The organism is Tardiphaga sp. 285_C5_N1_2 (assembly GCF_052076065.1).
Taxonomy (GTDB): Bacteria; Pseudomonadota; Alphaproteobacteria; order Rhizobiales; family Xanthobacteraceae; genus Tardiphaga; species Tardiphaga robiniae.
The window spans coordinates 88,211-113,633 of record NZ_CP197241.1 but is presented as its reverse complement, the minus strand read 5'-3'; the positions used below and the strand labels follow the sequence as shown (position 1 = coordinate 113,633).

22 protein-coding genes are annotated in these 25,423 nt (G+C 63.4%); 5 read left to right on the top strand and 17 right to left on the bottom strand.

Annotated elements, in window-relative coordinates:
* Nucleotides 1-43: 43 nt before the first annotated feature.
* From AB7951_RS00535 to AB7951_RS00520, 4 genes are read right to left on the bottom strand one after another with little or no spacing between them, the layout of a single operon-like run.
* Nucleotides 44-1,246 carry a xanthine dehydrogenase family Fe-S subunit gene (locus AB7951_RS00535; protein ID WP_120287423.1) on the bottom strand — a complete coding sequence of 401 codons (1,203 nt, stop codon included), beginning with the start codon at nucleotides 1,244-1,246 and terminating at the stop codon, nucleotides 44-46.
* A complete protein-coding gene (locus AB7951_RS00530; protein ID WP_120287424.1) occupies nucleotides 1,243-2,076 on the bottom strand; it encodes an FAD binding domain-containing protein in 834 nt (277 codons plus the stop codon). Before AB7951_RS00530 ends, AB7951_RS00535 begins: the two co-directional genes overlap by 4 nt.
* Entirely contained in the window at nucleotides 2,073-4,454 is a 2,382-nt protein-coding gene (locus tag AB7951_RS00525; protein WP_120287425.1) for a xanthine dehydrogenase family protein molybdopterin-binding subunit, read from the bottom strand. Before AB7951_RS00525 ends, AB7951_RS00530 begins: the two co-directional genes overlap by 4 nt.
* 51 nt (nucleotides 4,455-4,505) lie before the next feature.
* Nucleotides 4,506-5,783 (bottom strand): amidohydrolase/deacetylase family metallohydrolase, encoded by a 1,278-nt coding sequence (locus tag AB7951_RS00520; protein ID WP_120287426.1) that lies wholly within the window; start codon nucleotides 5,781-5,783, stop codon nucleotides 4,506-4,508.
* Nucleotides 5,784-5,944: 161 nt separating this feature from the next.
* On the opposite strand from AB7951_RS00520, the gene AB7951_RS00515 reads away from it, so the two are divergent.
* Complete coding sequence (locus AB7951_RS00515; RefSeq protein WP_439062000.1) at nucleotides 5,945-6,439, top strand: MarR family winged helix-turn-helix transcriptional regulator; 495 nt, start codon at nucleotides 5,945-5,947, stop codon at nucleotides 6,437-6,439.
* A gap of 78 nt (nucleotides 6,440-6,517) precedes the next feature.
* Here the strand turns inward: AB7951_RS00515 and AB7951_RS00510 are convergent, their stop codons facing one another.
* The 13 genes from AB7951_RS00510 to AB7951_RS00450 form a co-directional block, all read right to left on the bottom strand.
* Entirely contained in the window at nucleotides 6,518-6,853 is a 336-nt protein-coding gene (locus AB7951_RS00510) for a 2Fe-2S iron-sulfur cluster-binding protein (protein ID WP_120287427.1), read from the bottom strand.
* Complete coding sequence (locus tag AB7951_RS00505; protein WP_120287428.1) at nucleotides 6,850-8,571, bottom strand: FAD-binding protein; 1,722 nt, start codon at nucleotides 8,569-8,571, stop codon at nucleotides 6,850-6,852. The genes AB7951_RS00510 and AB7951_RS00505 overlap by 4 nt, the downstream gene beginning before the upstream one ends.
* 83 nt (nucleotides 8,572-8,654) lie before the next feature.
* Entirely contained in the window at nucleotides 8,655-9,818 is a 1,164-nt protein-coding gene (locus AB7951_RS00500) for a M20 family metallopeptidase (RefSeq protein ID WP_439060029.1), read from the bottom strand.
* A gap of 43 nt (nucleotides 9,819-9,861) precedes the next feature.
* On the bottom strand, nucleotides 9,862-11,445 hold the full coding sequence (locus AB7951_RS00495) for a GMC family oxidoreductase (protein ID WP_439062001.1): 1,584 nt from the start codon (nucleotides 11,443-11,445) through the stop codon (nucleotides 9,862-9,864).
* Between the two features lie 203 nt (nucleotides 11,446-11,648).
* On the bottom strand, nucleotides 11,649-11,819 hold the full coding sequence (ccoS, locus tag AB7951_RS00490; RefSeq protein ID WP_089267801.1) for a cbb3-type cytochrome oxidase assembly protein CcoS: 171 nt from the start codon (nucleotides 11,817-11,819) through the stop codon (nucleotides 11,649-11,651).
* 8 nt (nucleotides 11,820-11,827) lie between these two features.
* Entirely contained in the window at nucleotides 11,828-12,328 is a 501-nt protein-coding gene (locus AB7951_RS00485; RefSeq protein WP_120287430.1) for a FixH family protein, read from the bottom strand.
* An 11-nt stretch (nucleotides 12,329-12,339) separates the two neighbouring features.
* Nucleotides 12,340-13,788: a cytochrome c oxidase accessory protein CcoG gene (gene ccoG, locus AB7951_RS00480; protein ID WP_120287431.1), complete on the bottom strand. Its 1,449-nt coding sequence runs from the start codon at nucleotides 13,786-13,788 to the stop codon at nucleotides 12,340-12,342.
* 99 nt (nucleotides 13,789-13,887) lie between these two features.
* On the bottom strand, nucleotides 13,888-14,763 hold the full coding sequence (gene ccoP / locus AB7951_RS00475) for a cytochrome-c oxidase, cbb3-type subunit III (protein WP_120287432.1): 876 nt from the start codon (nucleotides 14,761-14,763) through the stop codon (nucleotides 13,888-13,890).
* A gap of 7 nt (nucleotides 14,764-14,770) precedes the next feature.
* A complete protein-coding gene (locus AB7951_RS00470; protein ID WP_068729582.1) occupies nucleotides 14,771-14,935 on the bottom strand; it encodes a cbb3-type cytochrome oxidase subunit 3 in 165 nt (54 codons plus the stop codon).
* Between the two features lie 12 nt (nucleotides 14,936-14,947).
* On the bottom strand, nucleotides 14,948-15,682 hold the full coding sequence (gene ccoO, locus AB7951_RS00465; RefSeq protein ID WP_120287433.1) for a cytochrome-c oxidase, cbb3-type subunit II: 735 nt from the start codon (nucleotides 15,680-15,682) through the stop codon (nucleotides 14,948-14,950).
* Nucleotides 15,683-15,691: 9 nt separating this feature from the next.
* The gene (ccoN, locus tag AB7951_RS00460) at nucleotides 15,692-17,323 is read right to left on the bottom strand and encodes a cytochrome-c oxidase, cbb3-type subunit I (protein ID WP_120288050.1); all 1,632 of its coding nucleotides are present in this window, start codon (nucleotides 17,321-17,323) and stop codon (nucleotides 15,692-15,694) included.
* Between the two features lie 134 nt (nucleotides 17,324-17,457).
* Nucleotides 17,458-18,168: a helix-turn-helix domain-containing protein gene (locus AB7951_RS00455; protein WP_120287434.1), complete on the bottom strand. Its 711-nt coding sequence runs from the start codon at nucleotides 18,166-18,168 to the stop codon at nucleotides 17,458-17,460.
* A gap of 317 nt (nucleotides 18,169-18,485) precedes the next feature.
* Complete coding sequence (locus AB7951_RS00450; protein WP_439062002.1) at nucleotides 18,486-19,739, bottom strand: ATP-grasp domain-containing protein; 1,254 nt, start codon at nucleotides 19,737-19,739, stop codon at nucleotides 18,486-18,488.
* A gap of 175 nt (nucleotides 19,740-19,914) precedes the next feature.
* Here AB7951_RS00450 and AB7951_RS00445 point away from each other — a divergent pair, with 175 nt between their 5' ends.
* From AB7951_RS00445 to AB7951_RS00430, 4 genes are all read left to right on the top strand, one after another.
* Nucleotides 19,915-21,129: an MFS transporter gene (locus AB7951_RS00445; protein WP_175368132.1), complete on the top strand. Its 1,215-nt coding sequence runs from the start codon at nucleotides 19,915-19,917 to the stop codon at nucleotides 21,127-21,129.
* Between the two features lie 62 nt (nucleotides 21,130-21,191).
* Complete coding sequence (locus AB7951_RS00440) at nucleotides 21,192-21,845, top strand: ABC transporter ATP-binding protein (RefSeq protein WP_120287437.1); 654 nt, start codon at nucleotides 21,192-21,194, stop codon at nucleotides 21,843-21,845.
* A complete protein-coding gene (locus tag AB7951_RS00435) occupies nucleotides 21,842-24,304 on the top strand; it encodes an FtsX-like permease family protein (RefSeq protein WP_120287438.1) in 2,463 nt (820 codons plus the stop codon). Before AB7951_RS00440 ends, AB7951_RS00435 begins: the two co-directional genes overlap by 4 nt.
* A complete protein-coding gene (locus tag AB7951_RS00430; protein WP_441255642.1) occupies nucleotides 24,294-25,379 on the top strand; it encodes a lipocalin-like domain-containing protein in 1,086 nt (361 codons plus the stop codon). The genes AB7951_RS00435 and AB7951_RS00430 overlap by 11 nt, the downstream gene beginning before the upstream one ends.
* The last annotated feature ends 44 nt before the right edge of the window (nucleotides 25,380-25,423 follow it).

Below are 25,423 nucleotides of genomic sequence, written 5' to 3'. Positions count from 1 at the left end.
GTCCAAACCCCGCCGCTCGCATGTCCGCGCGAACGTCGATCTCTCACGCCGATCCTCCGCGCCCGGTGAGGCGGCGAACGACATTCGTCGCGCGCTCACGCAGGAGACCAAGGATCAGCGAAACACCATTCAGATCGGCTGCCGCTGACGGCGCCGATGTCACATCGCCCGACAGGCGGCGATCGAGATTGCCGGCGAATTCCGCGACCAGCCGCGCCGCGAGATCGCGCACCAGCCCGCTGCGACCGACCTGTGCCAGCATGCCGGTGAGGCTGTAGCCGATGGAAAGCTCCACACGCGTCGCCGCGCCGTCATCCTGCGGCACCAGCCGGTAACGGATTTCGCCTTGCGTGGTGGAGCGGCTGCGCTGGTCGCTGCCTATGCCGAGAATGCGGCCGGCGAGATCGGCCTCGTTGCGCTCAACGCGGGCGGCGCCGTTGAAGTTGGCCGAAATCGGCCCGATCTTGACGCGGATCGCGCCTTCGACACGCTCGGGTCTGGGCGCGCCGACCAGCGTGGCGCCCGGCAGGCACGAGGCGACGGCCGCGATGTCATCGAACAGTGCAAAGACTTTTGCAGGTGCATGCGCGACAGTGAATTGCTGCTCGAGCGTGGTCGATGGCGTGAAGTCTGGAATGTCCAGCGGTGCGACGGCGGCAGCCGGTTCGGATACAGCAGGCTGCGCGGGCATCAGCTTCTGGGAGCTGACACAGGCTTTGTGCCCTGACCCTGCCGGTCCCAGCACCTTGCGCCCGCCATCCGGCTCCGGCGCGATATCGCGCGCGCGGCGCTCGGTGATGACCGACTGCACGGCACGGACGATACCGACGTAGCCGGTGCAGCGGCAGAGATTGCCTGACATGCCGATGCGGATCTGGTTCTCGTCGGCATCCGGCAGGCGCTTCACCAGATCGCGCGCCGAGACCAGCATGCCCGGCGTGCAGTAGCCGCATTGCAACGCGTGTTCGCGGGTAAAGGCGGCGCGCAGCTCCGTGGCAATCTCGTCATCATCAAGACCTTCGATGGTGGTGACATCGGCGCCATCGCATGCCACCGCATAAGTGATGCAGGAGCGCGTCGGTACGCCATCGACCAGGATGGTGCAGGCGCCGCAGACGCCATGCTCGCAGCCGAGATGCGTCCCCGTGAGATCGAGCGTATCGCGCATCAGGTCGGCGAGACTCGTGCGCGGCTCGACATCCCTCTTCACGGCACGGGTGTTGACGGTGAGTTCGACCGAGTTCATGCCGCGGCCTCCGCAACAGCGCGGCGCAGAATGGTGACGTGAATATGCCGATCGGCGGCATCGGCCATGCCGGCCTTCGACAGCAGGGTGTCGGCGACGCGCGCGTCGAAGCGCGACTTGAAATCGCTGGTGATACGCCCGCCGAACAGTTCTTCGGCATTCTCAACGATGATCGGCGCGGCTTCGACTGCGCCAATGACGATACGTGCCCTGCCAGCTTCTGGATTGATCAGCACCGCGCCAATGGCATGGGCGAACTCGCCCGTCTTGCGGCAGCTCTTCACATAGCCCCAGCGCGCGGAGCGAGACATCGCCGGCACGCGCACGGCTTCCAGCATCTCGCCGGGCTGCAGCACGCTTTCCAGCGCACCCAGCATGAAATCCTTCATCGCAACACGCCGCGCTCCGCTTGCACTACGCAACGACAGCGTCGCGCCAAGTGCGGCGAAAGTGGAGACCCAGTCCGCGGACGGATCGGCATGGCTGAGCGAACCACCGACGGTGCCGCGGTTGCGCACCGCGCGATAGGCGATGGCGGAGGCCACGCGTTGCATCGCGCCGCGGGTGACGTCGGGAATGCGGCCATCCTCGATATCGGCATGGGTGACGCAGGCGCCGATCACCAGCTCATCGCCGGCGACTTCCACATGCTTCAGCTCGGCGAGCCCGGTGATATCGACGATGGTGTCGGGAGCCACCAGACGCAGATTCAGCATCGGCCCGAGCGACTGGCCTCCGGCCATGATCTTGATCACGCCATCGCCAGCCATTGCGGCTAAGGCCGAGGCGACGTCGCGCGGGCGCTCATAGGCGAAAGGTGCCGGCTTCATGCGGCGGTCCTCTTCGCATCGCGCGCTGCGAGAATGCCCTGCAGCACGCGGCGCGGCGTGATCGGCGACTGCAGCATCTCGACGCCGAGACCGCGCAGCGCATCGTTCACCGCATTGCCTATGGCCGCCGGCGGCGCGATGGCCCCGCCTTCGCCGATGCCTTTCACGCCGAACTTGGTGTAAGGCGACGGCGTTTCCATGTGATCGAGCCACGGCATTGGCACTTCGGTCGGACCGGGCAGCAGATAATCGGCCAGCGTCGTGTTGAGCGGCTGGCCGGCGCGATCAAACGGCATCTCCTCATACAGCGCTGTGCCGATGCCCTGCGCGAGACCGCCATAGATCTGGCCATCGACGATCATCGGATTGACCAGCACGCCGCCGTCCTCAACGATGACGTAATCGAGAATCTCTACATCGCCGAGATCGGGATCGACAGCGACGGTGACCGCATGCGCGGCGTAACTAAATGTACCGCTGTCGCGCTGCGGCTTGTAGCCGGAGGTCGCTTCCAGCCCGCCGGGGTCGACATCGCCGGGCAGATCCTGCGGGCGGCGATACCAGGTGTGCGCGATTTCCTTCAGCGTGACGCTGCCATTGGGTCCGCGGATCTCGCCATCCACCAGCACCACATTGGCTTCGTCGACCTGCAGCAGCTTGGCGCCGATCTTCTTGGCGCGTTCGCCGAGTTCGTGACAGGCCGTGGCGACGGCACCACCGGCCATCACCATGCAGCGCGAGCCCCAGGTGCCGGTCGAATACGGCGTCATCGCCGTGTCGCCATGGACCACGCGAATCTTGCCGACATCGACACCGAGCATCTCGAATGCGACCTGCGAGAGCGTCGTCTCCAGACCCTGACCGTGCGAATGCACCCCGACCTTCAGTTCGAGTCCACCATCCGGCGTCAGTCGCGCGGTGGCCTGTTCATGGCCGGGCACCATGGGAATGCCCCAGCCGGAATAGACCGAGGTGCCATGTGCGGCTTGCTCGCAATAGATCGAGAGACCGACACCGATCAGCCGGCCGTCATCCTCGCCCTTGCGCTGCCGCGCACGGATGCCATCGATATCGATCTGCGCGACAGCGCGGCGCAGCACCTCGGGATAATCGCCACTGTCGAAATGTTTCTTTGTGATATTGTCGAACGGCATCTGCTCCGGCCGCACCAGATTGCGCAGCCGGACGTCGCCGGGCTCAAGCCCTGCTTCCGCCGCGACAAGATCGAGCATCAGTTCCAGCGCGAAACACACGCCGGTGCGGGCGACGCCGCGATAGGGCAGGATCGGACACTTGTTGGTGGCCACCGAATAGGTACGGCAGCGATAGGCCGGCATCTGATAGGGGCCGGGCAAAATGCTGACCACCTGCGCGGCTTCGAGGCAGGCCGAGAACGGATAGGACGAATAGGCGCCGGAATCGACCGTGGCTTCGCAATCGATGCCGCGCAGCGTGCCGTCGCGATCGGCATAGACGGTGATCTTGTAGTGATGCTCGCGGCAGTTGGAACTGGCGACCAAATGCTCGCGGCGATCCTCGATCCAGCGCACCGGGAAGCCGCGCTTCATGGTGAGCCATGACAGACAGACTTCTTCCGGCAGCAAGATGCCCTTGTGACCGAAGCCGCCACCGACATCCGGCGAGACGATCCTGATCTGTCCTTGATCCATCTCAAGGCAATCGGACAGACCGTTGCGCACAATGTGCGGCATCTGACTGCCCGTATAGAGCGTGAGCTGATCGAGACGATGATCGAACGTCGCGATGACACCCCGACCTTCGAGCGGCGACATGCATTGCCGCGCGGTCGAGATTTCGCGCGTCACCTTGATCGGTGCGTCGAGAGCGCTGGAAATATCGAGTTCGAAGAAGCTTTCGAGAAAGACGTTGTCGCCCCAGTGCTCATGCACCAGCGGCGAGCCGGGCTCGCGAGCCTTGAGCATGTCATAGACGGCGGGCAGCTCTTCGAGATCGAGCGTGACGGAGGCCGCGATATCTTCAGCCTCGGCACGCGTCGGCGCGACGCACATGGCGACGAGTTCGCCGACCTGACGAATTTTGTCGGTGGCCAGAATGGGTTGATCGGACGGCTTGAAGCCGGCCAATCCCGTGATCGCGCGGATCGGCTTGATACCGACAAGATCGGCAGACGTGAACACCACATCGCGGTAACGCTCGGGAATATGAATCGCCCGGATTCGCGCATGCGCTAGCGGACTGCGCACGAACGCGACGTCCTGCAATCCCGCCAGCCTGATATCGCCGACGAATTGCCCGCGCCCGCGCATGAGGCGATCGTCCTCCTTGCGCGGTACGCGCGCGCCGACGCCCTGCTTTGAAGCAGGCGCGGCGGGCGAGATATCTCGCTCATTGCGCATCGACGAACTCCCGGCGTCTTCCGGATTGACTAGCGAGCTGGCTTGCAAAGCTCAGGCCGCAACGGCCTGAGGAAGGATCGGAGCGATCGGATCGAAGCGGGTGCCCGCGCGCAGGCAGAAGGCCGGCTGCAGCAGGCCGTTCGCAATCACGTCGGTGTTCTCGTTGTCGCGCAGGATGTAACGACCGGGCTTTTCGACGAGCACCGAAACGTCGGCATCCATGCCGACCTTGAGCGAGCCGATCTTGTCGGACAGGCCGATCATCTTGGCCGGGTTCGACGTCACCATCGGCACCACCTGTTCCAGCGTGAGACCGAGCGAAATCATCGAACTCATCGCCTGCACCAGGCTGAACTTGGCCTGGCCCTTGAACGGATGGTTCTCGTCATCCTCGTGCTCATCCGGCGTGCCGGCAGGCGCAGGCACCTCGGTGTTGTAACCGTGGATGTCGGCACCGAGTGTGTTCGGCACGATGCCAGCGGCAATCGCCTTCTTGGCAAGGCGATAGGAGAAGTGGCTGCCATGACCGACATCGATCTTGAGGCCGCGGTCGATCGCCGCCTGGATCACCGGATGCACCTCGCCTTCGCGATTGACGAAGCCACCGGGATGCCGCGTGAACGGGTGCGCGAGCACGTCACCTTCCTTCAGCAGCGGAATCACGCGCTCCAGAATCGTATCGACGTCTTCGCCGTTGTTGCCCGATTCCGGCAGCCCCCAGAGCTGGCCGAAATGCACGTAAACCGGCAATTCCGCGCGCTTGCCTATTTCGGCCGCCATTTCCATCACGCGAATGCCCCAGCGCGCGAAGCCGCCGATTTCCGCATGGGCCTTGATGCCGCGAACGAGATCGCGATTGGCCACCGCCGATTTCACGGTCGCGTCGATATCGACGCCATCCGGGCTGTAGAGGTTGGGATAGAAATGCCCTTCGAGACCGCCGACGAGATAGGCCGACAGAAACGCATAGACGCGCGATTTTGCGGGCTCGGCGATGAAGTGACGAAAGCCTGGCAGGGTCATGCAGGACGGGCCGCCCTGGTCGATCAGCGTGGTGACGCCGGATTGCACGCCGACCATGTCGGGCTGCATGCCGAAACGACCGCTGACGTATTGAAAGACGTGCGCGTGGGTATCGATCAAGCCCGGCAGCACCAGCTTGCCCGTCACATCCACCACTTCCTTCGCGCTGGTCGGCAGAATATCGGACTGCACGGCGGCAATCTTGCCATTGCGAATGGCGACATCCTTGATGCCGTCAACACCGGCGGCGGGATCGATAACACGACCACCGCGCAGCAGCAGGTCGAATGAGGCGGTAACGGACATGGCGGTCTCCTTGCGTTCCGGCGGACATTAGAGATCCACCAAAATACGAAGCATACTTCGTATTTTACAAAAGCAAAGTCCGTGCCATAAACATTGCGATGCGGTAGTTTTTCAACGCGCTCGCACCATACGAGTCGTAGCCGACACAAGGAGAGACTGCGTTGCCCCAGGCCAAGCCGCGCCGTGACAAGCCCGTCCACAAGCCCTGGCCGCTGGCCCAGCGACCGGGATTTTTGATCAGACGGCTACACCAGATCCATGTCGCGCTGTTCCAGGAAGCCTGCAGTGCCTTCGAGATGACGCCACTCCAATACAGCCTGCTGTCTGCATTGGCGGCGCGCGGAACTGCCGATCAGACCAGCTTAGCTGCTGATATTGCTCTGGATCGCACGACCACGACCGGCGCGCTGAAGCGACTCGAAGCACGCAGGCTGGTCGAGCGTCCGGTCAGCGACGATGACCGCCGCGCCCGCGTCTGCCGGCTCACACCGACCGGTGCAGCCCTGCTCGACAAGATCGAAACCGCCGCACGCGAGGCGCACCGCGCCACGCTCGGCAACCTCACCAAGACGGAACAGACTGCGTTTATTGCCATGATGCAGCGCATTGTCGCAGCGAACAGCAGCCGCGACGGAGCCGCTGATCTATCGGATTGAAGGTCGCCAAGGCGGCTCTTCCCAGATTAGAGCGACTATAAATTAATCAGCCTGATCGCCGCGCAGGCAGACAATTATTCAGGACCGCAGCACCAGCCGTTCATCAGGCGGTGCAATTTCGGTGACGAGATCGCGAATCAGCGCCTTTTTCGGTAGCGGCGCGAGCGTCGTCATTCCCTCTTTGAGCCGAACCGTGCAGGCGTAATCGACCTTGCCATCGATCAGCATCATGCATTCCTTGCATGCATTCGCATTGATGCAGGAGAAGCGAAACGCCAGCGAAGGATCCATGCTGCGCCTGATGGCACGCAAGCCATCGAGAATGGACTGGCCGTGTTCGAAGGGAATGTCGAACGTGTCCTGATGCGGTGCTTCGCCGAGTGCGCCGCGCTGAATGCTGAGCGTCGCCTTCATGCGGCGGCCTTTCCGGTGGTGGGCATCACTTTGCGCAGGGTCATGTCGCCATCCGACATCGACACGATCTGGTTGACGCTCCACGCATCGTTCAGACCGAGATGATCATCACGCTGATGCGCGCCGCGGCTTTCGGTACGCGCCAGCGCCGGTACGGCAACCGATTGTGCGACAGTGAGCATGTTGCGCAGATCGAGCCAGTCGGCCAGTACAGGATCAAACGCGTCTGCAGATGCAAATGGCGTATCGCCGATATCGGCCTTCAATTGCGCAATCTGAGAAATCGCCGACCGCAATTTCGCATCAGTGCGGAACGGACCGACGTCGTCGGCCATCACGGTCTGCAGCTTCGCGATGACCGCTGCGGGATTTGGCGTATCACGTTTGCTGGCACTGCGCAGCAGATCGATTGCAGGCTTCGCCGCATCGGCTGACCACATCGACGTGCCCTGCTTCGCGCGCTCAGCGGCGCTGCGTCCTGCCCGCGCGCCGAACACGAAGGCTTCGGTGATCGCATTGCCCGACAACCGATTGGCGCCATTGGCGCCGCCGACCGCCTCCCCGCAGGCATAGAGCCCGGGCACGCCGGTCGCCATCGTCTCGTCCACGCGGATGCCGCCCATATGATAATGCGCGATCGGGGCAACCTCGACCGGGCGCTGCGCGAGATCGATGCCGTTCTCTGCGAGCCGATCCACCACTGGCCCGAATGCCTTGCGAATTTCAGCTTCCGGCACATGCTGGAAGCTGAGATAGGCGCCGCCGGCGGGGCTGCCGCGGCCCGCTTCGACTTCCTTGGTGATCGCATAGGTGGCCAGATCGCGCGTCAGCACATAGGTGCCGTCGCTACGCTTGTCCCGCGTCGCATAATCCTCTTCGAATTCGCGCATCTCGGAATTGAGCAGCTTGCCGCCAAGCTTGTAGCGGAACGGGTCCCACATGATCGGATCCATCCCGACAAGGCGCGGTGCCAGATGACCGATCGGGAAGAACTGCACGAACTCCATGTCGATCAGTTCGGCGCCGGCGCGCAATGCCAGCGCATAGCCGTCGCCCCCCATATTGGATGACGCGCTGTTGCGGCGATAGAGGCCGGTGAGCCCGCCCGTGGCGATGATCACAGCCTTCGCCGCCAGCGTCACCGCCTGCCCCGTTGGCAGATGCAGCGCCGTGGCGCCGCAGGCTTCGCCATCACGCAATGCGATATCGACAATAGTGAGATCGCCTATGCGGCGAATGCCGCTCGCATTATTCAGCTGCGTGCGCAGCGTCTTCGACACTGCGGGGCCCGTCGAGAGAAAATCCACATAGGCACAACGCGGCCGATCATGGCCCGGCGCCTGCGCCTGCTTGATATGGCCGTCCTCGCGCGCCCAGCCGACCTTCCACGCATCCATTTCGCGCAGCCGCTGCGGGCCATCTTCACAAAGCAGCGCCGCAAGACGTTCGTCGCAGAGCCCGCGGCCGGCCGCGAGCGTATCGGCAAAGTGATGTTCCCAGTGATCTGGTGTCTGCTCGCCCAAAGCGGCTGCGACCGTCATCTGCGCCATGACAGTGGCGCCGCCGCGCCCGATCAAACTGCGATCGGCAAGAATGACGGCCGCGCCACCCTTCGCCGCTTCCAGCGCCGCATACATGCCGGCACCACCGGCGCCGATCACGAGAACATCGGCTTCGAGATGGGTGGGAACCGAAGTATTGGGAGAAGATGATGTCATGATCAGGCGAGCGTCTCTTCAAACAAAGGCGTTGTCAGCAACCATCGCCGTGCCAGAACCATGCCATGCGGCATCTCCCGTCGTCAGATCTCCGTGCGCAGGATCGCCCGCGCCAGTGTCTGTGCACGCGGAACGATGCTCTCTATGTCCAGCCACTCCAGGTCGGTATGGACATTGCCGCCGACCGGGCCAAGACCGCAGAGCGTCGGCGTGCCGACGCTGGCGGTAAAACCGGAATCCGCACAACCGCCGGCGAATTCGCCGGTCAGCGTGGTGAGGCCCGAGTCGACAGCGGCCGCCTGATAGGCTTCGAACATCGCCTTGGCGGCGGCGTCCTGCACCAGCGGCAGGAATTCGCCGTTGATGTGCAGCTTCGCCGTCGTGCCTGGCACGGTCGACGTCGCAATGATGCTTTCGATCGCGCCCATGATGGTCGCGCGATCGGCGGGATCGATGTAACGGAAGTCGATCTCGCCTTCGGCATGCGGCGCCGTGGTGTTGACCGATTGGCCGCCCGATACGAGGCCGACATTCAGCGTGATGCCCTTGTCCATATCGGTCAGTGCATGAATCTGCACGATCTTATGCGCGAGCTCGCCAATGGCGCTGATGCCGACAGAGAAGTTATTGCCGGAATGCGCGGCCTTGCCGAATACCTCGAAGCGCATGAACACGCCGCCCTTGCGGCCGGTGGTGATATTCCCGGTCGGACGCCCCGGCTCCGAATTATAGACCGCGCGGGCGGCACGGCCCTCGCGCTCGATGATCGGCCGCGACGAGCGCGATGCGATCTCCTCGTCGCCGGTGATCAGGAGCTTGATCGGGCACGGCGCGGCATCGAATTTCTTCAGGGCAGCGGCAACGAATACGTTGATGACCACGCCGGCCTTCATGTCGGCGACACCAGGCCCATGGGCCAGATTGTCCTTGATGGTGAACGGGCGCTTGGCGACTTCGCCCTTGGGAAACACGGTATCGCGATGGCCCATCAGCAGGATTGGCTTCTCGTTGCTGCCGGGCTTGGTGATCAGCCCATGCACGGCATCGCCATAGACATCATGAGGCTCGCGCCAGGTCTCGATGCCGTAGTCGGCAAAATGCTGCTCGAAGCGCGCGCCGACGGCATCGACACCTTCCTTGTCGAAGGAGCCGGAATCGATGTTCACGACGTCGCGCAACAGGTCGATCATCGGCTGCTTTTGCGAGGCAAGCCATTCGATAATCTGGGTTTCGGTAGTGTTTGACATGAATTGTCCTTCGGTCACTCTTGAGCGCTTGCGTTGCGCGTTCTTACTTCGCCATCGCCACGGCGGGCGACGCTACATTCGACCTGCGCATCATCATGCGCGCAATGGCTTCGCCGATCACCACCGTGGTGAAATGAGTGTTGGCGCGGCAATCCGACGGCATGATCGACGCATCGGCAATGCGCAGACCCTTGAGGCCCTTCACGGTGCCATCCGGATTGACCACGCCACCGGTGTCCTTGAAGCCGGTCATGCGACAGGTGCCGGCGGCGTGCTGGATATCACCGGTGTCACGGCGCAGCACGGCTTCGAGCTCGCGCGTCGGCAACGCCGCCGCCTGCGGCAGCGTCATGTCGGTATCGGTGAGGCGGATCCAGTCAGCGATGCCCGCCAGCGCCGGCTGCGTGGTGATCGCGGCAAGCCGCTTCACGGCATCGACCATCCGCAGCATGTCGCGGGGGTCAGCCAGCATGTTCTCCTCGACGATCGGATCGATCGTCGCATCGGTGGATGCAAGCTTCAGCGTGCCGCGCGAGAAGGCGTTGAACAGGCCGGCACCGATCGCACCGGGATTACCGATACCGCGATGATTGAACGCGATCAGGATCATGTCGCGCTTGCCGCCCTCAGCCAAACCCGACGAATAGGTCACACAGCAATTGGTATGGCGGGTGTCCTTATCCTTGGGCGCTATATCGTCCTGCAGCTTGATGGTGGTGCGAAACAGCGGATGATCGAAGAAATTCTGGCCGACGGGCAGATCGCATTCCACGGCGATGCCCATGTCCCTCAGCTCGTCTGCCGGGCCGACGCCCGAGCGCAGCAGGATCGCCGGGCTGTGGATCGAGCCACCACATAGCACGATCTCGCGCGCGCTGATTTCCTGCGTGCCTTGCCCCTCGAAGTGCACGATCACTCCGGTCGCCTGACCGTCCTTGATCACGACGCGATCGACCAGCGCATGACCGCGGATTTCGAGATTGGCGCGGCCACGCGCCGGCTCGAGATAGGCTTCATTGGTGGAGATACGCCGCAGGTCGCGGCTATTGATCGGATAGCAGGCAACGCCTTCGCCATCCGGCCCGTTGACGTCGTCGCACCAGGCATAGCCCGACGCCAGCGCCGCATCGCGCAAGCCATTGTCGATGGGCCCCCATGTCTCCGGCGGCGCGCGATAGACCGGCAGCGGACCACCACGGCCATGGCCGGGCCTGTCGCCGAAGTCCAGATCATCCTCGATCACCGAGAATAGCGGCATGACGTCCCTGGCCGACCAGCCGGTGCACCCCAGCGATGCCCATTCGTCGAATGCAGCGGCGACACCGCGGATCGCGATCTGGCCGTTCATCATCGACGAGCCTCCGAGGCCCTTGCCGCGCCAGTAGAAGCGCTGATCCTGTCCGGCAACGCGACGCGAATGCAGCTGCGGCCACTGCCACTTTTCCTGGAATTCGCGCTGGTGAATGATCGGGATCGGGTTCGCTGTGGTGACTTCCCACGGCGCATCCGCCGCGCGCCAGTCGAGCCCGGCTTCCAGCAGCAGCACGCGCGTGGCGGGATTTTCGGAGAGCCTGGCAGCCACGGCAGCGCCGGCAGATCCACCGCCGACGACGATCACATCATACATAGTGCTTCATTTCTTTCTGCTGCGGCGCCCTACGCCGATCTTGTCCGGCCGAACGCGTGCAAAATCCGTTCCCGCCATTATGCGCCCGGTGCACAGCAGACGCCAGCACGCGCGCTGCAGAGGCAACGCGCGGCAAAGGCATGGCGGTTGGAAAAATATGGCCACAAGTTGTGGCGGTGATGGATTGAACGGAAAGAGCCGCCTCAGAGGGGATCGCCAGGCTTCTTCGCCGGCGGATCCTCATCGAGAATCGCGCGCCATCCCGCACCTTCCAGATCCTCATACTGTCCGCTTTTCAGCGACCACATGAAGGCCCAGAGGCCGAGCAACCCAAGCGCGAGCGCCAGCGGCACGAGGACGACGAGGGACTGCATGGTTGGACCTATTTCAGCACGAGGCGGTTCTTCGACAGGAACATGCGCTGTCCGCCGGCCTCGCCTTCAAGCACCAGATCCCACAGTCCCGGCGCAAGTTCGGCGACCTTGCCGCGATAGACCACGCCCCCGGCCCCGATCAGCTCAACCGGCCGGTCCGCGCGACGATCGGCCGGCCGCTCCAGCCGCCCGGTGAAACTCAGCCCCGTGATCGGATCGCCGTGACGATCGCGCGCTTCGACACGGACCGCGGCATCACCTGCAGCATCGCGCTCGACATGCGCGCTGACCTTCCAGCCGCGACTGCTCTGGCCGCGCGCGGCCTCGATCTCGTTGCCGTAAGCGAGGCTCGCTGTATAGGGACTATCCACTTCGACACCCGGCAGCGTCTCCAGCGCGAATTTCATCATGACGACATTGACGCCGATGATCATGCCGAAAAACAAAATCAGGCAGATCAGGACGAACCGGCCGGTGATCGGACGAGGTGCGGCAACGGCGGCGCTCATACTGTTCTCCTTCACGGTGCAACGAAATGATCGGTCGCCGACGCCATGTCGCCATGGACGGCATCGGTGACCCGCATCACAAGCGGGATCGACTTCTCGGAATTGCCCGCCGCGGGCGCCGTCACCAGTACACGCAGTTCGGTAGTCTGGTCGCGGCCCAGCACGATCTCCGGCCGGCCCGATGACACCGCATCCATACCCACCACATGCACCGTGGCATTGACCGGCCCGTTGACGTCGAGCGTGACCACGCGGCCGGCGCCGCGCTTGTTCAAGAGGCGCACCGTATAGGCATTGCGGATCGAACCGTCGCTGAGGCGCACGGCAACCGGATTGCGGTCATGCAGCACATTGATATCGAGCAGCGAGCGGTTCAGCAGCGCATAGAGCATCACCGCACCGACAGCGACAATCATGCCGACATAGGCCACCGTACGCGGCCGGATGACGCGATAGATTTCGGACTTGCCCGCCTTGCGCCTGGCAATGTTGATGTCGGTGTCATAGCCGATCAGCCGGGTCGGCCGGCCGATCTTGCTCATCACGCCGTCGCAGGCGTCGATACACAACCCACACTGGATGCAATCCATCTGCAAGCCATTGCGGATATCGATGCCGACGGGGCAGACGTTGACGCATTGATAGCAGTCGATGCAGTCGCCTGCGGGTTGGCCGAGCGCGCGCAGCTCGGCCGCCTTCTTCAACGAGGTCCGCTGCTCACCGCGATCGGTCTTGTAGGTGACGTTGAGCGCCCATTCGTCGGTCAGGGCCGCCTGGATGCGAGGCCACGGACACATATAGAGACAGACCTGCTCGCGCATCCAGCCTGCCAGTGTGTAGGTCGTCGCCGTCAGGATCGCGATCCAGATATAAGCCAGCGCGGGCGCCTGAAAGGTGACGAGTTCCCTCACCAGCGTCGGCGCATCGTTGAAATAGAGCACCCAGGCGCCGCCGGTCCACCATGCGATCAGGAGCCAGATCGAATGCTTCATCGTCAGTTCGACGACACGCTGCAGCGTGAGCCCTTCGGCCTCCTTCTTCATCCGCTCGCGGCGGTCGCCTTCGATCAGGCGTTCGACGGCGAAAAACAAGTCGGTCCAGACTGTCTGCGGACAGAGATAACCGCACCAGACGCGACCACCGATGGCATTCATCAGGAACAGCGTGAGGGCGGCAAGGATCAGCAGGCCGGTGAAGAAATAAACTTCCTGCGGCCACAGCTCGATGGAAAAGAAATAGAAGCGACTGTTCGGCAGATCGACCAGCACCGCCTGATCGGGGGCACCGGGACCGCGGTTCCAACGCACGAATGGCAGCAGATAATAGATGCCAAGGCAAACCGCCATCAGCGCCCATTTGACGTTGCGATACCTGCCGGAGACCTTCTGCGGATAGACCTTCTTCTGCGCCGCATAGAGCGGGCCGTAGTCGAATTCCTGGGGCGTAACAGGCTTGTTCATGGAGTCACTCTCGTCCTTGGAATGACCCTAGACTTCGCCGGTGCGGTGCAATTGATGTACGTCAAACGCGCGAGCGCGATTGCCCGCACGCGCTATGACTTATTGTCCACCCCCCAGCGAGTGGACGTAGATCGTCAGTGCCTTGATGGTCGCCGGATCGAGACGGCCAATCCAGGCCGGCATCACGCCGTTGCGGCCATTGGTGATGGTTTCGACGATGGTCGCTTCGTCCGACCCGTAGAGCCAGATATTGTCGGTCAGGTTCGGCGCCCCCATGTCGGGATTTCCCTTGCCGGCGTCGCCGTGACACGAGGCGCAGTTGTCGGCGAACAGCTTCTGGCCGGCATTGGCGTCGTACCCCTTGGCCGTCGGCAATCCCGACAGTGAGCGCACGTAATTCGCAACCGTCTCGATCTCCGGCTTCTTCAACATGCCGTCGCGGCCGAAGGCCAGCATCGATCCCTCATGCGATTCCGCATGGGCGGAACGCGCGCCGAACTGGATGGTCTTCTCGATCTGCTCCAGCGTGCCGCCCCACAGCCAGTCGTCATCGTTCAGGTTGGGGAAGCCCTTGGCACCGGCCGCACCAGTGCCGTGACACGGCGCGCAATTGTCGCCGAACACCACACGGCCTCTGGCACGCCCCAGTGCCAGCAGCGCCGGATCCTTCTCGATGTCCGCGAGCGGTGCAGCGCCGAGCGCCGCCATCTTGCCTCCGCGGATCTTCTCGAGATTAGCGAGATCGACAGCGACATCCGCGCGTGACGAATAGCCCATGACGCCCGTCGCGTAGCTCTGCACCAGCGGCCAGGACGGATACACGACCCAATAGCCGAGCGCCCACACGATGGTGAGATAGAAAGTCATCACCCACCAGCGCGGCAGCGGCGTGTTGAGTTCTTTGATGCCGTCCCAGGAGTGACCTGTGGTGGTCTTGCCGGTGGCCTTGTCGAATTCACCTTCGTGATCGCTCATGATCTGATCAATCCTCTCGCAACGGCTGACGCGCGGCTGCGTCAAACATCGCCTTGTTGCGGGGCCACAAAGCGTAAGTCAGAATTGCGATGAAGATTCCGACAAAGACCGGCGTCCAGAATGTGAGGACGAGGTTCGACGCGAAGTTCTCGACGGTCAGGATTGCGCGCATGCTTCCATCTCCTCAGCGGAGGTTTGCTTTTTCGTTGTAGAGTTTGAAATCGACCAGCGTGCCCAGCATCTGCAGATAGGCCACCAGTGCGTCCATCTCGGTGGGCAGCCCCGGCTTGCCATCGAAGTTACGTGCCACCGATTTCGGATAGCGCTTGAGCAGCGCGTCGGTATCGCCATTGTCGGGATCGGCCTGGGTCTTCAGGTCCGCCACCGCATTGGTGATCTGATCGTCCGTATAGGGCACACCCACCGCGCGGTTGGTGCGCAGATGATCGGCGACGTTCTCGGTGCTGACAGGCGTCTCGGCCAGGAACTTGTAGGACGGCATCACCGATTGCGGCACGATGGCGCGCGGATTGCTCAGATGCGTGACGTGCCATTCATCGGAATACTTGGCACCGACGCGGGCCAGATCCGGCCCCGTGCGCTTCGAGCCCCACTGGAACGGATGGTCATACATGCTCTCCGCCGCGAGCGAATAGTGCCCATAGCGTTCGACCTCGTCACGCAGCGGCCGCACCATCTGCGAATGACAGAGATAGCAGCCCTCGCGGACATAGACGTTGCGCCCGGCGAGTTCGAGCGGTGTATAGGGCCGCATGCCCTCGACGGCCTCGATGGTGCTCTTGAGATAGAACAGTGGCGCGATCTCGACGATGCCACCGATGGCGATGACGAGGATGATACTCACGATCAAAACGATCGAGTTCTTCTCGAAGATTTGGTGCCGACTCCAGAACGACATGATTGATCCTCACTCAGCCGGCTGCAACGTGGCGCCAGGGCTCGACAGCGCGCCCTCTTCCGCCTTGCCGACGCGCACGGTCATCCACAAATTCCAGGCCATGATCAGCGCACCGATCAGGAACAGCCCGCCGCCCGCTGCACGGATGATGTAGAACGGGTGCATCGCTTCGACGCTTTCGATGAAGGAATATTCGAGGAAACCCAGCGACGTGTAGGCACGCCACATCAGACCCTGCAGGATGCCCGACACCCACATCGCCGAGATGTACAGAACGATGCCGAGCGTCGCGATCCAGAAGTGCCACTCGACCAGCTTCAGGCTGTAGAGCTGTTTGCGATTCCACAGCCACGGCACCAGGCAGTAGAGCGCGCCAAAGGAGACGAAGCCGACCCAACCGAGCGCGCCGGAATGCACGTGACCGATGGTCCAGTCGGTATAGTGGCTGAGCGAATTGACCACTTTGATGGACATCAGCGGCCCCTCGAAGGTCGCCATGCCGTAGAACGCCACCGACACCACCAGCATGCGCAGCACTGGATCGGTGCGCAGCTTGTCCCATGCGCCGGACAGCGTCATGAGGCCGTTGATCATGCCGCCCCAGGAGGGCATCCACAGCATGATCGAGAAGGTCATACCGAGCGTCTGCGTCCAGTCGGGCAGCGCCGAATAGTGCAGGTGATGCGGACCGGCCCAGATATAGAGGAAGATGATCGCCCAGAAGTGCACGATCGACAGCCGATAGGAATAGACCGGCCGCTCGGCGCGCTTCGGAATGAAGTAGTACATGATGGCGAGGAAGCCGGCGGTGAGGAAGAAGCCTACCGCGTTGTGGCCGTACCACCACTGGAACATGGCATCCTGCACGCCGGCCCAGGCGACGTAGGACTTGGAGCCGAAGACGGAGACGGGCAGAGCCGGGTTATTGCCGAGATGCAGCACCGCGATGGTGATGATGAAGGCGAGATAGAACCAGTTGGCGACGAAGATATGCGGTTCCTTGCGCTTCACGAGCGTCATCAGGAACACCAACAGATAAGTCACCCAGACGATGGTCAGCCAGAGATCGGCATACCATTCCGGTTCGGCATACTCCTTGGATTGCGTGACGCCGAGCAAATAGCCGGTGCCGGCAATGACGATGAAGAAATTATAGCCGAGCACCACGAACCACGGCGCAAGATCGCCAGCGAGACGGGTACGGCAGGTCTTCTGCACCACGAAGAAGGACGTCGCGATCAGCACGTTGCCGCCGAAGGCGAACACCACCGCCGAGGTATGCAGCGGCCGCAGCCGGCCGAACGAAGTCCAGGGCAGATTGAAATTCAGATCGGGCCATGCGAGCTGCAAGGCGATCAGCAGCCCCACCGTGAAGCCGGCGATGCCCCAGAACACCGAGGCCACAGTGGCAAATTTGATCGGCTCGAAATTGTAATTCGGCCGCCCGTCGATCTCCTGCGGCGGCAATGCGCCGCGCTCGAAATAGCGATTGAGGATGACGAACACGGAGGCCAGGCTGGCGAGGCCGGCCAGCGTCACGTGAAAGGCATAGGCCGCATCTTCCGCCTTGGCCGCTGCGATGATGGAGAGAAATACGGTGGCCGCAAGGATCACGGTCAGACCGGCCTCGCCGATCGTCATCCACTTCACGCTGTCAGTCTGGTTCGTCATGATGATTCTTTCCCGAGCACGCACCCATCAATCACGGCGGCGCGCTCAGTGAATTGATTGAAATCAAAGTTCGGGGAGAGCTCGCTTGCTCGCTGCGCGCGTCGTCAGGCGAGAGCGGGAGCCGCGACGGATTCGGCGTCCAGTAGCCGGATACGGCCCGGCAGAATCTCGATCGCGCCGCGGCGTTCGAGCTTGGCCAGCGTCCGGCTCACCGTCTCGACGGTGAGACCGAGATGATCGGCGATATCGCGCCGGCTCATCGGCACCGGAAGCGGATCCACATCGCGACCGAGCCGTGCCAGCCGGTCACGCCAGCATGTCAGGAACACAATCAGTTTCTCTTCAGCCACGCGGCGGCCCAGCGAGAACATCTTGTCATGTGCATCGGCGATCTCGGCCGCCATCAGCGCGACGATCTCGTTCAACACATAGGGCCGGTGACTGGCGAATTGCGCGAATTTCTCACGCGGGATTTCCCAGACCACTGCAGGACCGATTGCAGCGGCGGACACTTCATGATGCCCCTGCGTTGCGATCTCGAGGATGTCGCCCGGCAGAGCAAAACTTGTGATCTGGCGACGATTATCGCATTCGGTCCTGTAGATGCCGACCACACCCTCGACCACGCTGAAGCACTTGCCCGCCGGCGCTCCCTGCGTGAACAGGACATCCTGCGAAGTGTAGGGCACCCGCTCGCCCAGGGCCATCAACTGGCGCAGATCGGCGGCACCCAGATGAGACAGGAAGCCGCCCGGCTGCACAGCCGCATTCGCACAAGGTGCAGCGAACGACGATGCAGCCATCAGCTTTGTCATGCGCTCCCCGGGTTTCGTTGGCCTCGCGGAAGTGCGGGGCACTTTTGGATAACCGGATCAGCGCGGCACACATTGATACACATCAATCGCCTCTTACCTCTCCCCGCATCTTGCGCGGGGAGAGGTCGGGTCGCGCGCATCGCGCGTGATCCGGGTGAGGGGCGGCGCACTGCAGTTGCAGCCTAGCAAGACCTATCGAATCGAAGAAACAGAGATGGCAGTGGCTGAGGTGCCACGCCCCTCTCCCCGCGCAGAGCGGGGAGAGGGAGCCGGCCGCGTCTGCCGCAACTATTCAACTCTAACGCGGCCGGATGAAACTAAAACCTCTCGCTTTCGATGGCTGCAACCGTCCCGGCATCGAGCAGATGCTGGCCCCAACCGCGTTTCGCCAGCGCATGCGACAGCCCCGGAGACATCAACAGCAACAGCGCGGTCATGACCAATGGCACGGCGCTGAGCCAGTCGATGCGCACCGGCGTGAGCTCCTCCGTGCTGCCGGCATAGTCGCCGCGACGACGCCAGATATCGCGGCAAATGCGTAGCAGATCGCGCCTGTTGCCGCCGCGCTGCGCACTGCCGAGGAGCACCTGCATGGCCTGATGCGTGACGACGTCCTTGCACGTCGCCGGTGCGACATCCAGCGTCTCGCCCAGGGAAACGCGCAGCAGCAGATCGACCAGATCGACGCCGGCGAGCCAGGCGGCCATCGGCTCCACCAGCCGCGGATTGCAGTCGATATAGAATGGCCCGCTGTCATCGTCCGGCATCATGAAGTCGATCGACAGCGCGCCGTGCCAGGCGAGATGCCGGCCGATGGCCGCGAGATCGTCACGCACGCGGTCACGTCGCACGCCGCGCTTGATGGCATCGCCGCCCCCGGCACCCTCCATGATCTGGCGAGTGACGTGAAAGCCGACCAGTTCGCCGCGGCAGAACACGCCCTGCGCCTTCTCGGTCGCGCCCGTGACACGGGCCTGCACCAGTACTTCGCTGGCAAGGCCGTTTCCGGCCTCAAGCTCTTTCATTGCGAGCGCAAGGTCGGCATCATTGCGCACCATCCAGACGCCGCGGCTGGCGGTGCCGATGGCGGTCTTGATAACGCAGGGGAAGCGGACTGCAGCACGAAGCGTATCGGCGCTTGCGACGATCTGCGTCTCGGGTTGCGGCAATCCAAGCTCGCTCAGCATACGGCTGAAACCGGCCTTGCTATGCGCCGCCCGGTAGCTCGCGAAGGACGGCAAGGCCAGGCCGGCCAGCGGCCTCAGCCGCTCCTGCACTTTCGCGAACAGGAAGCCCTGTTCGTGGATCGGCAGCAGCACGTCATAGTCGCCAGTCGCCAGCAGGCCTTCGATGAACCGCAGGAAGCCCAGGGGATTTTCCCGCATTCCCGGGCAGCGGTGATATGTGCGGATAAATCGCGAGAACCGCGCCAGCCCGGCAGCGGCGGGATCGCAGACATCTACCACATGGCCGGCGAGGCCGAGCACGGTGACAGCCTCCCGCGCGGAGGTGCTGGTGCCTTCCGACAGCAGTATCCGCAGCGGCTTAAAATTCGGGCTGCTCGTCATCATGCTCAATCATGTCGCATTCCCGGGCCGTGGTCGCGTTTCCCGATGCCGCCCTGCACGGGCCGCAACACCTGCATGTCGCAGCGCTGATAGACATTAACCTGCTGAGAACGTAGGCATAGCGCACCTTTTCGAGGCTGCAAAAAGCGGCCGTCAGCCGCCTTGGGTGGAAACGCATATGGTCGATATTCCGGCCTCGACCTCGCATCTCGCTGCGCGTGACCATGTCCCTTCGGCGACGCGCACGCTGACGGCGATTTCCACTGCGCATTGGGTCAGCCACTTCCACATCTTCGTACTGCCAATGCTGTTCCCGTTCCTGAAGGATCGGCTCGGCGTCGGCTATATCGAACTCGGCTTCGCGCTGACCACCTTTGCCGTCGTCTCCGGCCTCACGCAGGCGCCGATCGGCTATCTCGTCGACCGCATCGGCGCGCGCAAGATCCTGATCCTCGGCGTCACGCTCGGCGGCTGCGCGCTGATCGCGCTCGGCCTGTTGCTGAGCTATCCCGCCCTGATCGTCTGCGCCGCGCTGCTCGGCCTCGCCAACAGCGTCTATCACCCGGCCGACTACGCCATCCTCGCCGCGCATATGGACGAGTCGAAGATGGGTCGCGCATTTTCGATCCATACATTCGCAGGCTTCGTCGGCGGCGCAGTCGCGCCTCCCCTGATGGCGGCACTGCTGGTTGGTATCGGCGGCCAGGGCGCGCTGATCGTCGCGGGCGCCATCGGCGTGGCAATTGCACTGATGCTGATCGTGGTCGGCATTCCCGATGCCGGCGCGATGGCTGATGGCGATGACGCCAAGGGCGCCGAGTCGCCCAAGGTCAGCATGATGACCCCGGCGATCCTGATGCTGACGCTGTTCTTCACGCTGCTGTCGCTGTCGCAGAACGGCATCAACAGCTTCGGCATCGTCGCGCTGATGAACGGCTACGGCACATCGCTGTCATCGGCGAATATCGCGCTCACCGCCTTCCTCGCGGCCAGCGCCGTCGGCGTGCTTGCCGGCGGGTGGCTGGCCGATCGGACCAGACACCACAGCCGCGTCGCCGCCGTGTGTTTCACGATCAATGCCGCCATCATCTGTGCCATCGCCGTGTTCACGCTGCCGACGCCGGTGATCGTCGCGGCCATGACCACCGCGGGCTTCCTCGGCGGCGTGCTGACGCCGTCGCGCGACATGCTGGTGCGCGAGGCGGCCCCTCCCGGCGCCGCCGGCCGCGCCTTTGGCATTGTCTCCACCGGCTTCAATTTCGGCGGCATCATCAGTCCCATCCTGTTCGGCTGGTTCATGGACCACGCATTGCCGCATTGGGTGTTCGGCGCATCCGCCTGCTTCATGGCGGCGACAGTGCTGCTCGCGTTGGTGTCGGAACGCAAGCGGTAACGGGTTGTCGTCCCGCCTGCGTGGGGGACGACGGGCAGCGGTTCTGTTATGGTCTCCGCCGCATGCTCACGGTTCGCCATCTCACCAAATCCTATCGTTCAGCCCAGGAACAGATCGCCGTTCTGCGCGGCGTCGATCTCAGCGTTGCCGCAGGCGAGAGCGTGGCGCTGACCGGCGAATCCGGCAGCGGCAAGAGCACGCTGCTGCATCTGATCGCCGGCCTCGATGAAGCCGACAGCGGCGAGATCCAACTCGGCGATATCATCGTCACCGGGCTCCATGATTCCGCCCGCGCCGCGCTGCGCCGCGACCGGCTCGGCCTCGTGTTCCAGCAGTTCAACCTGATCCCGTCGCTGTCGGTCGCCGACAATCTGGCGTTCCAGTCGCGCATCGCCGGTAAGCATGACGCAGCCTGGCAGCGCGAACTGACCGAGCGCCTCGGCCTCGGCGCGCTGCTCAGGCGCTATCCCGAACAACTCTCCGGCGGCCAGCAACAGCGCGTCGCCATCGGCCGCGCATTGGCATCGAAGCCGCCGCTGCTGCTCGCCGATGAACCCACCGGCAATCTCGACGAGGATACGGCTGACGAAGTCTTGAGGCTGGCGCGCGATCTGGTCGCCCGCACCGGCTGCGGTTTCCTGATGGTGACCCATAGCGAGCGTCTCGCGGCCACGCTGGATCGCCGCATCCATCTTCATGCCGGGCTGATCGCGTGAGACGCGCGCTCTGGATCCTTGCGGTACTGCTCAGCCACTGGCGCCGGCATCCGATGCAGTTCGCCACGCTCCTGATCGGCCTGATCGCCGCGACCGCATTATGGAGCGGTGTGCAGGCGCTCAACCAGCAGGCCCGCACCAGCTATGACCGCGCCGCCGCGGCCTTCGGCGGAACGCGCACGCCGATGCTGGTCGCAACCAATGGCGGCGCGTTTTCGCAACAGCTCTTTGTCGATCTCCGCCGCGCGGGCTGGCCGGTGTCCCCTGTGGTCGAAGGCCGCATCTCCATTGGCGGCCGCTCGGTGCGCCTGCTCGGCATCGAGCCGGTGACCATGCCTGTCGAAGCCAGCGCTGCGACGGAGATCGGCAGGACCGGCGCGCAGGCGTTTCTGACGCCGCCCGGTCAGGCGCTGATTGCGCCGGAAACACTGGCGAGCCTCGGTCTCGCCGAGGGCGCGACGCCCGCGCTCAATGACGGAGCGCTGCTGCCGCCCCTGAAACTGCAGCCGCAGCTCGCACCCGGCGTGCTGGTGGTCGATATCGGCATTGCGCAGAAACTGCTGAAGATGCCGGATCAGATCTCGCGCCTGCTGATCGGCAGCGCCAAGGGTCCCCGCGCTTCGCTTGAAAGCGTCGCCGGCGATCGGTTGCGGCTGGTGCAGCCCGATGCAGAGACCGACCTCGAACGTCTCACCGACAGTTTCCATCTCAATCTCACCGCCTTCGGCCTGCTATCCTTCTTCGTCGGGCTGTTCATCGTCAATTCGGCCATCGGCCTCGGCTTCGAACAGCGCCTGCCGATGCTGCGCACCTTGCGTGCCTGCGGCGTCTCGGCGCGGCAGCTCAACAGTGTGCTGATCCTCGAACTCGTCAGCATCGCACTGATCGCCGGCGCCATCGGTCTCGTCTGCGGCTATTTCATCGCCGCATCGCTGCTGCCCGATGTTGCGGCCAGCCTGCGCGGGCTCTATGGCGCGCAAATCCCTGGGCAATTGACGCTGAAGCCGGAATGGTGGTTCGCTGGTCTCGCGATTTCCATCATCGGTGCGCTGCTGGCGGCGACATCGAGCCTGCTGAAAGCTGTCCATCTCCCCTTGCTCGCCACCGCACAGCCCTATGCCTGGCAACAGGCACAGCATCGCTGGCTGCGACTGCAAGGCACGGGCGCATTGCTCGTGTTCATCGCTGCCGGGCTCGCGCTCTGGCTTGGCGATTCACTGATTGCTGGCTTCTTCGTGCTTGCTGCATTGCTGCTCGGCGCAGCGCTCGCATTGCCGGTTATCCTCGGCATCGTCCTTGCCTGCGGTGAACGCAGCACGCGACGGCCGCTCGTCACATGGTTCTGGGCCGACAGCCGACTGCAGCTTTCCGGCCTGTCGCTGGCGCTGATGGCGTTGCTGCTGGCGCTCGCCGTCAATGTCGGCGTCGGCACCATGGTGGAGAGTTTCAGCCGGACCTTTACGGGCTGGCTCGACGGGCGGCTGGCGTCCGAGATCTATCTGAACGCGGCGAGCGAGAAGCAGGCGATCGAGATCAAGACCTGGCTGAAGACGCGCCCCGACGTGCAGGCCGTTCTGCCGGGCAGCCGCACCGACCTGCAGTTCAACGGTGCGCCGATCGAGCTTCTCGGCTTCGCCGATCACGCCACCTATCGCGATCAATGGCCGCTGCTGGATTCAACCAGCGATGCATGGGATCGCGTGCGCAGCGGCGACGGCGCACTCGTCAGCGAACAACTCTCGCTGCGCATGAAGCTCAAACCCGGCGACCGTCTGGACGTGCCGACGCCGACCGGTACATGGCCGATGGACGTCGTTGCGGTATATGCGGATTACGGCAATCCCAAAAGCCAGATCGGCGTGAATATCGATGCGCTGGTCAGACATTTCCCTGACATTTCGCAGACCCGCATGGGCCTGCGCGTCGCACCTGCGGATGTGCCCGGGCTGATCGACGCCATCCGCACGCGCTTCGGTCTCGACGGCCGCAACCTCGCCGATCAGACGACGGTGAAATCGGAGTCACGGGCAATCTTCAACCGCACTTTCGCGGTCACCGCAGCGCTCAATGCCTTTACGCTTGGCGTTGCAGGCGTCGCGTTGCTCACCAGCCTGCTCACGCTGAGCAATTCGCGCCTGCCCCAACTCGCGCCCCTCTGGGCCATTGGCATCACACGTCGCCGCCTTGCCGGTATCGAGCTGTTGAAGACACTGTCGGTTGCCTTGATTACCTCACTGCTGGCGCTGCCGCTCGGGCTGCTGGTGGCGTGGTGCCTCATCGCTATCGTCAATGTGAAGGCCTTTGGCTGGCGACTTCCGTTCCATGTGTTTCCGCTGCAACTGGTCCAGTTGCTCGGCGTTGCCATGTTGGCCTCGCTGCTCGCAGCTCTGCTACCGATCCTGAAACTGCTGCGCATGCAACCGGCCACGCTGGTGAAAGTGTTCGCCAATGAGCGATAGCTTGCTCACACGTCGCAGCTTGATCGGCGCCGCCGCATTGCTCGGCCTCGGCGGTTCACGCGCATTCGCCCAGGGCTTTGCCGGCCTCGGCCGCGACGCCGAAGGTTTTGCGGCTGTCGTTCCGGGCCGCCCCCTCACCTTTCCGGCTGATCACGGCCCGCATCCGGATTATCGCATCGAATGGTGGTACCTCACCGCCAATCTCACGGATGCATCAGGCAATGCCTATGGCGCGCAGTGGACGCTGTTTCGTCAGGCGATGGCGGCGGGCGCGCCAGACGATGGCTGGGCGACGCCGCAGATCTGGATGGGCCACGCGGCGGTGACATCTGCAAAGTCGCATCATGCGACAGAAACCTTTGCCCGCGGCGGCATCGGCCAGGCCGGCGTGACTGCGACGCCGTTCCGGGCATGGATCGATGCATGGGAGATCCGTGGGCTTGAGAACTTCGACGACGTGTCGATTGCGCCGCTCGACGTGTCCGCTTCGTCAGCGGATTTCAGCTACCGGCTCCGGCTCACTGCGCAGCAGCCGCTGGTGCTGCAGGGCGACAACGGCTTCAGCCGCAAGTCGGAACGTGGGCAAGCGTCGTATTACTACAGCCAGCCCTATTTCACCGCATCGGGCGTGCTGACCATCGACGGCAAGGAGATTGCCGTCACCGGCCACGCCTGGATGGACAGGGAATATTCGAGCCAGCCGCTCGCTTCCGACCAAACCGGCTGGGACTGGTTCTCGCTGCATCTGCCCGATAACGCAAAGCTGATGCTGTTTCGTCTCCGGCAGAAGGATGGCGCGCATTATTTTGCCGGCAACTGGATCACCGCGGACGGAAAATCCGAACAGGTTGCCTCAGGCGCTATAGATATGACGCCGACGGTCATGACGGAGATCGCCGGCCGCAGGATCCCGACGTCATGGAAGGTATCGATCGCATCGCGCGGATTGCAGATCGCGACCTCGCCGCTGAATACCAGGAGCTGGATGACGACGAGCTTCCCCTATTGGGAAGGGCCGGTGAGCTTCACCGGCAGCCACAGCGGTACAGGCTATCTGGAAATGACGGGATATTGAGGCTGTTACCTAACCTCTCCCCGCCCTTTGCGGGGAGAGGTCGA